Annotated in this window: 7 protein-coding genes, 1 tRNA gene and 2 rRNA genes (1 of these 10 cut by a window edge); 5 read left to right on the forward strand and 5 right to left on the reverse strand. The window is 58.9% G+C overall.

Annotated features, from left to right (window positions below; all coding sequences use genetic code 11):
• Positions 1-93: 93 nt before the first annotated feature.
• Positions 94-930: a mechanosensitive ion channel domain-containing protein gene (locus tag WBR25_RS20395; RefSeq protein ID WP_201959210.1), complete on the forward strand. Its 837-nt coding sequence runs from the start codon at positions 94-96 to the stop codon at positions 928-930.
• A 347-nt stretch (positions 931-1,277) separates the two neighbouring features.
• Entirely contained in the window at positions 1,278-2,927 is a 1,650-nt protein-coding gene (gene pgi, locus WBR25_RS20400; protein WP_479749092.1) for a glucose-6-phosphate isomerase, read from the forward strand.
• A gap of 156 nt (positions 2,928-3,083) precedes the next feature.
• Here the strand turns inward: pgi and ilvC are convergent, their stop codons facing one another.
• Positions 3,084-4,565, reverse strand: coding sequence for a ketol-acid reductoisomerase (ilvC, locus tag WBR25_RS20405; protein WP_041210772.1), 1,482 nt, complete (start codon positions 4,563-4,565; stop codon positions 3,084-3,086).
• Positions 4,566-4,786: 221 nt separating this feature from the next.
• Between ilvC and ilvY the strand changes: the two genes are divergently transcribed.
• Positions 4,787-5,680: an HTH-type transcriptional activator IlvY gene (gene ilvY / locus WBR25_RS20410; protein WP_005342097.1), complete on the forward strand. Its 894-nt coding sequence runs from the start codon at positions 4,787-4,789 to the stop codon at positions 5,678-5,680.
• Here ilvY and WBR25_RS20415 read toward each other — a convergent pair.
• Positions 5,669-6,529 carry a hypothetical protein gene (locus WBR25_RS20415; protein ID WP_479749094.1) on the reverse strand — a complete coding sequence of 287 codons (861 nt, stop codon included), beginning with the start codon at positions 6,527-6,529 and terminating at the stop codon, positions 5,669-5,671. The two genes, ilvY and WBR25_RS20415, sit on opposite strands and share 12 nt — an antisense overlap.
• A gap of 192 nt (positions 6,530-6,721) precedes the next feature.
• Here WBR25_RS20415 and WBR25_RS20420 point away from each other — a divergent pair, with 192 nt between their 5' ends.
• Positions 6,722-6,913, forward strand: a complete 192-nt coding sequence (locus tag WBR25_RS20420; protein ID WP_157161653.1) for a hypothetical protein — start codon at positions 6,722-6,724, stop codon at positions 6,911-6,913.
• Positions 6,914-6,986: 73 nt separating this feature from the next.
• Positions 6,987-9,569 carry a bifunctional acetate--CoA ligase family protein/GNAT family N-acetyltransferase gene (locus WBR25_RS20425; protein WP_479749096.1) on the forward strand — a complete coding sequence of 861 codons (2,583 nt, stop codon included), beginning with the start codon at positions 6,987-6,989 and terminating at the stop codon, positions 9,567-9,569.
• A gap of 268 nt (positions 9,570-9,837) precedes the next feature.
• Here the strand turns inward: WBR25_RS20425 and WBR25_RS20430 are convergent.
• From WBR25_RS20430 to WBR25_RS20440, 3 genes are all read right to left on the reverse strand, one after another.
• Positions 9,838-9,914: transfer RNA gene (locus WBR25_RS20430), tRNA-Asp, on the reverse strand.
• A 97-nt stretch (positions 9,915-10,011) separates the two neighbouring features.
• Positions 10,012-10,126: ribosomal RNA gene (gene rrf, locus WBR25_RS20435) — 5S ribosomal RNA — on the reverse strand.
• A gap of 107 nt (positions 10,127-10,233) precedes the next feature.
• A 23S ribosomal RNA gene (locus tag WBR25_RS20440) occupies positions 10,234-11,559 on the reverse strand (it continues 1,562 nt past the right edge of the window).

Below are 11,559 nucleotides of genomic sequence, written 5' to 3' on the forward strand. Positions count from 1 at the left end.
GGCAGAAAAGAAGTACCAGATGCGACCCGTACTGTCGCGCTGCGGTGTTAGATTTATCCACCATAAACCTTTTAGAACCTGACAGGACATCCTATGGAACCCGAAATCATTACCGAAGCGCAGACCTGGCTGGTCAATAATCAGGGACTGCTGATCGAATACGGCGTCAATATCGCCGCCGCCCTGCTGACCCTGCTGGTCGGCTATATCGCCGCCAACCTCGTCAGCGGTGGCGTGGTCAAGGTGATGCAGGCCCGCAAGCTGGACACCACAGTCACCCACTTCGTCGGCAGCATCCTCAAATACGCCATTCTGGTGTTCGTGGTGATCGCCGCGCTGGGACGTGTCGGCGTGCAGACCGCCTCCTTCGTCGCCATTATCGGTGCCGCCGGTCTGGCCATCGGTCTGGCGCTGCAAGGCTCGCTCTCCAACTTCGCTGCCGGCTTCCTGCTGATCATCTTCCGCCCCATCAAGGCGGGCGAGTTTATCGAAGTGGCAGGCACCGCGGGTGTGGTGCAGTCCGTTCAGCTCTTTACCACCACCCTCACCTCCGGTGACAACAAGATGGTGGTAGTCCCGAACTCCGCCATCCTCAACGGCACCATCGTCAACTACTCGCGCATGGATACCCGCCGCGTCGATATGACCTTCGGTATCGGTTACGGCTCTGACCTGCGCAAGGCCAAACAGATCCTCGAGCGTCTGGTAAGCGAAGAGCCGCGCATCCTGAAAGATCCGGCCGCTACCATCGCCGTTGCCGCGCTGGCCGACTCCTCGGTCAATATCGTGGTGCGCCCCTGGGTGAAAACCGCTGACTACTGGGGTGTCTGGTTCGACTTCCACGAGAAGGTGAAACTGACCTTTGATGCCGAAGGCATCGAGATCCCCTTCCCGCAGATGGTGATGCACATGCAAAAAACGCAGGCGTGATCGCGGTTCTGCTGCAACAGACAATGCCAGCCTTCGGGCTGGCATTGTCGTTTCTGGCCCCAGCCCATGGCCATGTCGGTGCATAACCACGCCAACCGGATGAAAACAATTTCAGGCTATCGGGGTGGCCCCAATCATGAGCAAGCGCAAGATCCGCCTTGCTTTCGTGACACATAATCCCAATGTTCTGGTTGTATGCTCCCGACAGTGACCCATTGCGGTAAAAGACAATCGGTAAAAATCTGTTACACGGGCCGCCCGTTCGGCTCGCTATAATGCTCGGATAATAAGGTTTGGCGGGACCTTGCCTGCAAGGTTCAAACACAACTTGGCATTTCAGGAATCCTATGAAAAATATCAATCCAACCCAAACCCAGGCCTGGCAGGCACTGGAAGCCCACTTTGCAGCAAACAAAGAGACCCGACTCAAGGATCTGTTCGCGCAGGACCCGAAGCGCTTTGACAAGTTTTCCCTTACCTTCGGCGGCGACATCCTGGTTGATTACTCGAAGAACCTGATCACCGAAGAAACCCTCAAGTTGCTGGTTGATCTGGCCAAAGAGACCGATCTTCGCAGCGCGATCGATGCCATGTTCAATGGCGACAAGATCAACATGACCGAAAGCCGCTCCGTACTGCACGTGGCCCTGCGCAACCGCTCCGACCGCCCCATCGAGTGCGACGGCAAGGACGTGATGCCGGAAGTGAACGCCGTACTGGCCAAGATGAAAGGCTTCTGCGAGAAAATCATCTCCGGCGAGTGGAAAGGCTACACCGGTAAAGCGATCCAGCACGTGGTCAACATCGGTATCGGTGGCTCCGATCTGGGTCCGGTGATGATCACCGAGGCTCTGCGTCCCTACAAAAACCACCTGCAGATGCACTTCGTCTCCAACGTCGATGGCACCCACATCGCCGAGACCCTGAAGAAGATCGATCCGGAAACCACCCTGTTCCTGGTGGCCTCCAAGACCTTCACCACCCAGGAGACCATGACCAACGCCCTGACCGCCCGCGACTGGTTCATCAAGATCGCCGGTGACAAGGCCCACGTTGCCAAGCACTTCGCAGCCCTCTCCACCAACGGCAAGGCCGTGGCCGAGTTCGGCATCGACACCAACAACATGTTCGAGTTCTGGGACTGGGTTGGCGGCCGCTACTCCTCCTGGTCTGCCATCGGCATGCCCATCGCCCTGTCTGTCGGTTTCGAGAACTTCGAAGCCCTGCTGCAAGGCGCCTTCGAGATGGACATGCACTTCGCTACTGCCTCCTATGAGCAGAACGTGCCGGTACTGCTGGCGCTGATCGGCCTGTGGTACAACAACTTCTACGGTGCCGAGTCCGAAGCCATTCTGCCGTACGATCAGTACATGCACCGCTTCCCTGCCTACTTCCAGCAGGGCAACATGGAATCCAACGGCAAGTACGTGGATCGCAACGGCAAGCCAGTTGACTACCAGACTGGCCCCATCATCTGGGGTGAGCCGGGCACCAACGGCCAGCACGCCTTCTACCAGCTGATCCATCAAGGCACCAAGCTGATCCCCTGTGACTTCCTAGCGCCAGCCATCAGCCACAACCCGATCGGTGACCACCATCCGAAACTGCTGGCCAACTTCTTCGCCCAGACCGAGGCGCTGGCCTTCGGCAAGAGCAAGGAAGAGGTCGAAGCCGAGTTCCTGGCGGCAGGCAAAACGCTGGAGCAGGTCAAGGATCTGGTGCCGTTCAAGGTGTTCGAAGGCAACCGCCCGACCAACTCCATCCTGTTCAAGAGTCTGACCCCGAAAACCCTGGGTGCCCTGATCGCCATGTACGAGCACAAGATCTTCGTACAGGGCGCAATCTGGAACATCTTCTCCTTCGACCAGTGGGGCGTGGAGCTGGGCAAACAGCTGGCCAACAAGATCCTGCCGGAGCTGGGCAACAACGAGGCTGTCACCAGCCACGACTGCTCCACCAACGGTCTGATCAACACCTGGAAAGCGTGGAAAGCCTGATTTATCCAGCCTTTCTGAATGCAAAAGCCCCGCTCGATGAGCGGGGCTTTTTTATGGCTGTCAGGCTGATTTTTCTGGCTGGCCGGTCGGGTGTCCAGTCCGACCAGCGACGGGGATCGTCATCCCCGCCCCTTCATCATCCAGCCCGATGCGGGCTTAACCGCCAACGGCGATGCGTTTCATGTCCTTCATGTAACCGCGCAGTACCTGGCCGATCTTCTCGATCGGATGGTTGCGGGTCGCCTCGTTGGCCGCCAGCAGCGCCAGGTTATCGACGCTCTGCCCTTCCGCCTTGCTGGCACCCAGATCGCCCGCTTTCAGGGTCGGCATGAAGTGCTCACGCAGCAAGGGCACAGCAGCGTTGGCGAACAGGTAGTTACCGTACTCAGCGGTGTCGGAAATAACCACGTTCATCTCGTACAGACGCTTGCGGGCAACGGTGTTGGCGATCAGCGGCAACTCGTGCAGGGATTCGTAGTAGGCAGACTCCTCGTAGATGCCGGAGGCCACCATGGTCTCGAACGCCAGCTCGACACCCGCCTTGACCATGGCCACCATCACCACGCCATTGTCGAAGTACTCCTGCTCGGCAATCTTGCCTGCAAACGCCGGGGCGTTTTCGAAGGCGGATTTACCGGTCTCTTCGCGCCAGCCGAACAGCTTGGCATCGTCTTCGGCCCAGTCAGCCATCATGCCGCGGGAGAACTCACCGGCGATGATGTCGTCCATATGCTTCTCGAACAGCGGGCGCATCAGGGTCTTGAGCTGCTCGGAGAGCTCGAAGGCGCGCAGCTTGGCAGGGTTGGAGAGGCGATCCATCATCAGGCTGATCCCGCCCTGTTTCAGGGCTTCTGTGATGGTCTCCCAACCGAACTGGATCAGCTTGCCGGCGTAGGCCGGGTCTGTGCCTTCGGCAACCAGCTTGTCGTAGCAGAGCAGAGAACCGGCCTGCAGCATGCCGCAGAGGATGGTCTGCTCGCCCATCAGGTCGGATTTCACTTCCGCCACGAAGGAGGATTCCAGCACTCCGGCACGGTCGCCGCCGGTGGCAGAGGCCCACGCCTTGGCGATGGCCATGCCTTCGCCTTTCGGGTCATTTTCCGGGTGAACAGCGATCAGGGTCGGTACGCCGAAACCGCGCTTGTACTCTTCACGCACTTCGGTACCCGGGCACTTCGGCGCCACCATCACGACCGTGATGTCGGAGCGGATCTGTTGACCCTCTTCCACCACGTTGAAGCCGTGGGAGTAGCCCAGCGCAGCACCCTGCTTCATCAGCGGCATCACGGTTTTCACCACGTCAGAGTGCTGCTTGTCCGGAGTCAGGTTCAGCACCAGATCGGCGGTCGGGATCAGCTCTTCATAGGTACCGACCGCGAAGCCGTTGTCGGTAGCCTTCTGCCAGGAGGCGCGCTTCTCGGTGATGGCGGCCTTGCGCAGGGCGTAGGAGATATCCAGCCCGGAGTCGCGCATGTTCAGACCCTGGTTCAGACCCTGGGCACCACAGCCCACAATCACCACCTTTTTGCCCTTCAGCACGTTGCAGCCGTCCGCGAACTCTTCGCGCTGCATGAAACGACACTTGCCCAGCTGGGCCAACTGCTGACGCAGGTTCAAGGTGTTGAAATAGTTAGCCATGGTGATTGCTCCGTTCGATTGATTCCATGCCGGATAGCGGCGTTGTCTGAACCACTATAGCGCGGGACACTTATTGCCTGAACTGATATATTCGAAACAGTACGTTGCAATAACTGAAACGCTAGCCTTTCATAATCGCCTGCTGAATGTACCGCGAGATGGCAGAAACAAGCCGCCAACCGCTGGATATCGGGCACACAAGCCGCGCCAGGAGCTGAAAGATGGACCTTCGCAATCTCGAGCTGTTTCTCCACCTCGCCGACTCCCTTCATTTCGGCAAAAGCGCCGATGCCATGGCGGTCAGCCCCTCCACCCTGAGCCGCGCCATCCAGCGACTGGAACAGGAGACCGGCTGCATCCTGTTCGAACGGGACAACCGCTCGGTTCGGCTCACCCCCGCCGGCGAGAAGCTGCGCGAATTCGGCGGCGGCCTGTTACAGGAGTGGCGTCAGCTCAAGCAGGAGCTCAAACGCAGCGATGAACCGCTGCAGGGGCGGCTGCGGGTCTTCTGCTCGGTCACCGCCAGTTACTTTCTGCTGCCCGAGGTACTGGAGCGCTTTCGCCGCCGCTACCCCCAGCTGGAGATCAAGCTGGAGACCGGCGACCCGGCGCTGGCGGTGGACAAAATCCTGGCCGACGAGGCCGATCTCGCCATCGCCGCCCGTCCCGATGCCCTGCCCGCCAAGCTGGAGTTCGCCAGCCTTCAACTGGTACCGCTGGTCTTTATCGCGCCGCGCAATGCTCCCCAGCTGAACCAGTGGTTCCGTCAGGGCGAGCCGGATTGGGAGCAGTTGCCTGTCATCCTCTCCGAGCAGGGGCTGGCCCGCAAACGCAGCGATCAGTGGTTTCGCAACAAGGGGATCGCCCCCAACATCTATGCCGAAGTGGCGGGCAACGAGGGAATCGTCGCCATGGTGGCGCTCGGCTGTGGCGTAGGATTGGTGCCGGCAGCGGTGATCGACCATAGCCCGCTCGGCGACAAGGTGCGGATCATCGACCTCAAACCCGCCTTCAAGCCATTTGATGTGGGGATCGGGGTACTCAAGAAGCGGCTGGAAGAGCCGCTGATCCGCGCCTTCTGGGATACCGCGCAGAATCAGGGCTCACTGCGCTGACACCGGATTATAGATAAGGGCCGGATCGACCATCATCATACGGCTGGGCAGCGGCAAGTCGGGGTTGTGCAGCTCGAGGCGCACCCGCTCATCCAGTTTCAGCCGCCGAATGGTGCTGCCAAATCCCTCTTCAAAGACCCGGTCAAAAGCGCCGGATTGCTGTGCCCGCAGCAAGCCGAGCTCGATGCGCTGGGCCAGCTCCGGATATTTTGGCGAGACAAAGAAGAGCAGCGCCAGCGGATAGCGAAACACCAGACGGGGCTCGATGGCGAGATCCGGATGCTGCCTGAGCTCATCCTCGATCTCGATGACCGAACGCAGGAAGCAGTCAAAGCGCTTCTTGCGCAGCATGTTGAAGAGCGCCTCATAAAGATTGCCCACCGTCACCTTGAGACCGTTGGCCCGCAGCAACTGGGTGTCTGGCCAGGACCTGTGCTGGCCGATGGAGAGCCCGGCACGATGCCAGTCCGCCAACGACTCGATCGCGGCAAAACGCCCCTCATCCCCCTGCCGAACCAGACACACCCGCCAACCGAGCAGCCCCTTGGCCAGCGGAATGTGGATTGCCAGCAACTCCCGCTCTCGCTCACCATCGGGGGCAAAGACACCGACCTGAACCAGCTCACCGCTGCGCAGCTCCTTCACCGCCCGCCCCTGCTCCATCTGCGAGCTGGATACCAGCTGATAGGGGCCATATTCGGGCACGGTGAGATCGAGGGAGAGGCGCAGCAACTGGACGACGGCGGGGTTGGGATGATCCAGCAGCAGATTCCAGGCGCGGATAGGCTGCTCGGTTGCCGATACGCCAACCGTCCACAGTGCCATGCACCACCACCAAACTCTGATCATCCTGTGCACCATCCGTGCCTCGTGCTCCTCGCCATACTATAACGCCAGCCAGCGCCTCAACGGCGCCCTCTCTGAAAGATGTGTGAGCGCTCTCGTGTCAAATCTCATGTCAAAAGTGACAATAGGCAAACCCGACAAGTCATCGCAGACTGGGCGTTCATCAACAAACGCCAAGGCGCAGGGAGGAGAGCCATGAAACAGCATCTGCTAGAGATCAAGGGTTCAACCCTGTTTGACGAGTATCTGCAAAGCATGGGCGTACCCAGCACGGCGCTCGATCGGGAGCAGGATATCTATCTGCAGGAACGCCACCTGGGAGCCATTCGCCGGGTGCAGGGCGAACTGCGCTTTTATCTGCGTGCCAATGCCCTCAACAAACGGTGATCAGGATCCGGTCACAGAACCCGCAGCAAAGGCGTATTAGACTGGTATCTTCCCCCTTTTGTCGGGAGTGCCCATGAAAGCAAGCGGTCTGGATCGGCTGTTCAAACCCCACTCAATCGCCGTGATCGGCGCCTCGACCGACCCGCTCAAGGCGGGTCACGTAATCGTGCGCCACCTGCTGGCGGGCCAGTTCAAAGGGCCTATCCTCCCGGTAACCCCGCGCAACAAAGCCATCGCCGGCGTGCTGGCCTATCCCGATATTGCCAGCCTGCCGCTAACCCCGGATCTCGCCATCATCTGCACTAGGCGGGAGCGGGTCCTGCCATTGCTGGAAGCGCTAGGCCAGAAGGGCGCGGGGGCAGCCATCATACTGGCCGCCGACTTTTCCCCCGAGGAGCGGCTGGAGCTGAAACGGGTCTGCCAGCAATACGGTATTCGCCTGCTCGGCCCCAACAGCATGGGGATGCTGCTGCCCGGCCAGGGGATTAACGCCAGCTTTTCACCCATTGCTGCCAAGCCGGGGCAGGTCGCCTTTCTCTCGCAATCCGCCGCCGTCAGCACCACCATTCTGGATTGGGCCAAGCAGCATGAGCTGGGCTTCTCCGCCTTCATCTCCCTTGGTGATCACTGCGATATCGACTTCGGCCAGCTGCTGGATCAGCTCTCCCGCGACAGCGTCACCCGCGCCATCTTGATCTACATGGACAAGTTGCACGACGCCCGCCACTTTCTCTCGGCTGCGCGGGCAGCATCGCGCAACAAGCCGATCCTGGTGCTGAAAAGCGGGCGCCACGAACCGGCCCACGGCCTCGACAATGTCTATGATGCCGCCATCCGCCGTGCCGGCATGCTGCGGGTACGGGATACCCACGAACTGTTTGCCGCGGTGGAAACCCTCAGCCACTCCATGACCCTCAAGGGAGAGCGACTCGCCATCATCTCCAACGGCCGCGGGCTGGCCAATATGGCGGTGGATGTGCTGCTGGAGCGGGGCGGCAAGCTGGCTCGCCCGCCGCTCGACATTGGTAGCGATGCCACCATCACCACCTATCAGGAGGCGCTGGACAGCGTGCTGCAAGAGGATGGGATCGACGCCATCCTGATCATCCACGCCCCCTCGCTCACGGCACCGAGCGCGCCGCTGGCCAGCCATCTTATCGCCCATCTGAAGCAGCATCCCAGAGCGCGCCGTTTCAATATCCTCACCAACTGGGCGGGCGAATACTCGGCGCAGGAGGGGCGCAAACTCTTTACCGAGGCGGGCTTCCCGACCTACCGTACGCCGGAAAGCGCCATGGCCGCCTTCATGCACATGGTGGAATACCGCCGCAACCAGAAGCAGTTGATGGAAACCCCGGCGTCACTGCACGGCAACCAGCTCAATGTCGAGCTGTGCCAGCAGCTGATCCGCCAAGCGCAGGAGCGCAAACAGCTAAGATTGGATACCCATCTGGTGCACCCGATTTTACAAGCCGCAGGTCTCTCGACCCTGCCAACCTGGATCGTCACCGACGCCATCGAGGCGACCCTCACCGCCGAGCAGATCGGCTATCCAGTGGCGGTAAAACTGCGCTCGCCCGATATCCTGCACAAGTCTGCCGTACACGGGGTGGTGCTCAATCTGCGCACCTCGGCCGAAGTGGCACAAGCCGCAGATGCCATTCTGGACAGGGTCAAACAGCATGATCCGGGCGCCCGTATCGAAGGGCTGCTGGTACAGCGCATGGCTCGCCGCAGCGGCGGCCTGGAGCTGCGGGTGCGGATCCAGCAAGACGCCATCTTTGGCCCCGTCATTCTGCTGGGCGAGTCGGGCGCCGAACCGCAGGAGATGGTGGCAGCGTTACCGCCGCTCAATCAGGCGCTGGCCCGTTACCAGATCATCGGTGCACTCAAGAGCCGTAAAATCCGCGAACAGGCGACGCCGGAACGACTGGATATCGATGCCTTGGGCCAAGTGCTTTGCCAGCTCTCCGAGCTGCTGCTCGCCTTTCCGGAAATTCAGGAGCTGGATCTTCACCCGCTACAAGCGTGCGGTGCCGAGATGGTGGTGCTGGATGCCAGCCTCACACTGAGTGACCCTACCATCCCGACAATCAACCGACTGGCGATCCGCCCCTATCCCACCGAACTGGAGGAGGGTGCCTGGCTTAAAGATCAGCGCCATATCCTGCTGCGCCCAATCCGGCCGGAAGATGAACCGGCTCACAAGCAGTTCGTGCTGCAGGTCTCCGATGAAGACAGGTACAAACGCTTCTTCGCCGATGTGGGCGAGCTGGGCCATGAAGAGCTGGCTCGCATGACCCAGATCGATTACGACCGGGAGATGGCCTTCGTGGCTGTGGGGCAAGATGGCGAGCTGCAGGATCAGATCCTCGGCGTGGTACGCGCCATTTCGAGCCCGGACCAGAGCGATGCCGAGTTTGCCATTCTGGTGCGATCGGACTTGAAAGGGGTGGGGCTCGGCAAATTGATGATGGAGAAGATCATCCGCTACGCCAAAGAGCAGGGGATTGGCCAGCTATCCGGCATGACCATGCCCAGCAATCGTGGCATGGTCAACCTCGCCAAACGGCTTGGCTTCAAGATCGATGTGCAAATGGAAGAGGGGGTGGTCAATATGGAACTGCTCTGTAGCCAGCAAGCGACAGAAGCCTGATTTGACCACCTGCAGAGTCGTTCAAATTGCTGTGAATGAAACTGATAAGACTCTGATATAGCCAGAAAATGGTAGAAATAACCGGCTATCTGGCACTCTTACTTGGCAGGGAAAAGCCAGACATTGGTGGTTTAACGCGCTAAAAATACAAAAGCCCGGTCGTGAAGCCGGGCTTTTGTATTCGTTCTGGTATGCAAACCTGTGGGTCTTATGGACAAAATCGCCCATAGCAAAAAGGCCTTCCCAATCGGGAAGGCCTTCAAATTAGTGGCGGAGCGGACGGGACTCGAACCCGCGACCCCCGGCGTGACAGGCCGGTATTCTAACCGACTGAACTACCGCTCCGCATTCGGTTAGCTTGCGCTAAATCTTCTGCTGCATTTTCTGAGGTGTCATCCTCGCAGCCAGTGACATGATTCTTCACATCACTGTTTAATTGGGTGCCTGGCAGTGTCCTACTCTCGCATGGCGAATGCCACACTACCATCGGCGCTACCGCGTTTCACTTCTGAGTTCGGCATGGGATCAGGTGGTTCCACGGCGCTATGGCCGCCAGGCAAATTCTTTAATCTAGAAAGCTGACGTGAGTAACGACTTGGTCATTATCACTGAATTAGTAGTTCGTTCATTCGCTACAAGGCCAGAAACACTTCTTGGGTGTTGTATGGTTAAGCCTCACGGGTAATTAGTATGGGTTAGCTCAACACGTCGCCGCGCTTACACACCCCACCTATCAACGTTGTGGTCTCCAACGGCCCTTTAGGACCCTCAAGGGGTCAGGGATGACTCATCTCAGGGCTCGCTTCCCGCTTAGATGCTTTCAGCGGTTATCGATTCCGAACTTAGCTACCGGGCAGTGCCACTGGCGTGACAACCCGAACACCAGAGGTTCGTTCACTCCGGTCCTCTCGTACTAGGAGCAACTCCCTTCAATCATCCAACGCCCACGGCAGATAGGGACCGAACTGTCTCACGACGTTCTGAACCCAGCTCGCGTACCACTTTAAATGGCGAACAGCCATACCCTTGGGACCGACTTCAGCCCCAGGATGTGATGAGCCGACATCGAGGTGCCAAACACCGCCGTCGATATGAACTCTTGGGCGGTATCAGCCTGTTATCCCCGGAGTACCTTTTATCCGTTGAGCGATGGCCCTTCCATTCAGAACCACCGGATCACTATGACCTACTTTCGTACCTGCTCGACCTGTCCGTCTCGCAGTTAAGCTGGCTTATGCCATTGCACTAACCTCCTGATGTCCGACCAGGATTAGCCAACCTTCGTGCTCCTCCGTTACTCTTTGGGAGGAGACCGCCCCAGTCAAACTACCCACCAGGCACTGTCCGCGAGCCCGATTCAGGGCCCTGCGTTAGAACATCAAACATACAAGGGTGGTATTTCAAGGACGGCTCCAGCGCAACTGGCGTCACGCCTTCAAAGCCTCCCACCTATCCTACACATGTAGGTTCAATGTTCAGTGCCAAGCTGTAGTAAAGGTTCACGGGGTCTTTCCGTCTAGCCGCGGGTACACCGCATCTTCACGGCGAATTCGATTTCACTGAGTCTCGGGTGGAGACAGCATGGCCATGGTTACACCATTCGTGCAGGTCGGAACTTACCCGACAAGGAATTTCGCTACCTTAGGACCGTTATAGTTACGGCCGCCGTTTACCGGGGCTTCGATCAAGAGCTTCGCTTGCGCTAACCCCATCAATTAACCTTCCGGCACCGGGCAGGTGTCACACCCTATACGTCCACTTTCGTGTTTGCAGAGTGCTGTGTTTTTGATAAACAGTCCCAGCCATCTGGTCACTGCGACTCCCGACAGCTCCATCCGCAAGGGACTTCACCATCAAGAGCGAACCTTCTCCCGAAGTTACGGTTCTATTTTGCCTAGTTCCTTCACCCGAGTTCTCTCAAGCGCCTTGGTATTCTCTACCCGACCACCTGTGTCGGTTTGGGGTACGATGACTTGTAATCTGAAGCTTA

The sequence above is a fragment of the Aeromonas sp. MTB genome, assembly GCF_056632455.1.

Excerpts from the sequence above, each read along its gene's own strand:
- WBR25_RS20395 (WP_201959210.1), top strand. The coding sequence starts at position 94 with ATGGAACCCGAAATCATTACCGAAGCGCAGACCTGGCTGGTCAATAAT.
- pgi (WP_479749092.1), top strand. The coding sequence starts at position 1,278 with ATGAAAAATATCAATCCAACCCAAACCCAGGCCTGGCAGGCACTGGAA.
- ilvC (WP_041210772.1), bottom strand. The coding sequence starts at position 4,565 with ATGGCTAACTATTTCAACACCTTGAACCTGCGTCAGCAGTTGGCCCAG.
- ilvY (WP_005342097.1), top strand. The coding sequence starts at position 4,787 with ATGGACCTTCGCAATCTCGAGCTGTTTCTCCACCTCGCCGACTCCCTT.
- WBR25_RS20415 (WP_479749094.1), bottom strand. The coding sequence starts at position 6,529 with ATGATCAGAGTTTGGTGGTGGTGCATGGCACTGTGGACGGTTGGCGTA.
- WBR25_RS20420 (WP_157161653.1), top strand. The coding sequence starts at position 6,722 with ATGAAACAGCATCTGCTAGAGATCAAGGGTTCAACCCTGTTTGACGAG.
- WBR25_RS20425 (WP_479749096.1), top strand. The coding sequence starts at position 6,987 with ATGAAAGCAAGCGGTCTGGATCGGCTGTTCAAACCCCACTCAATCGCC.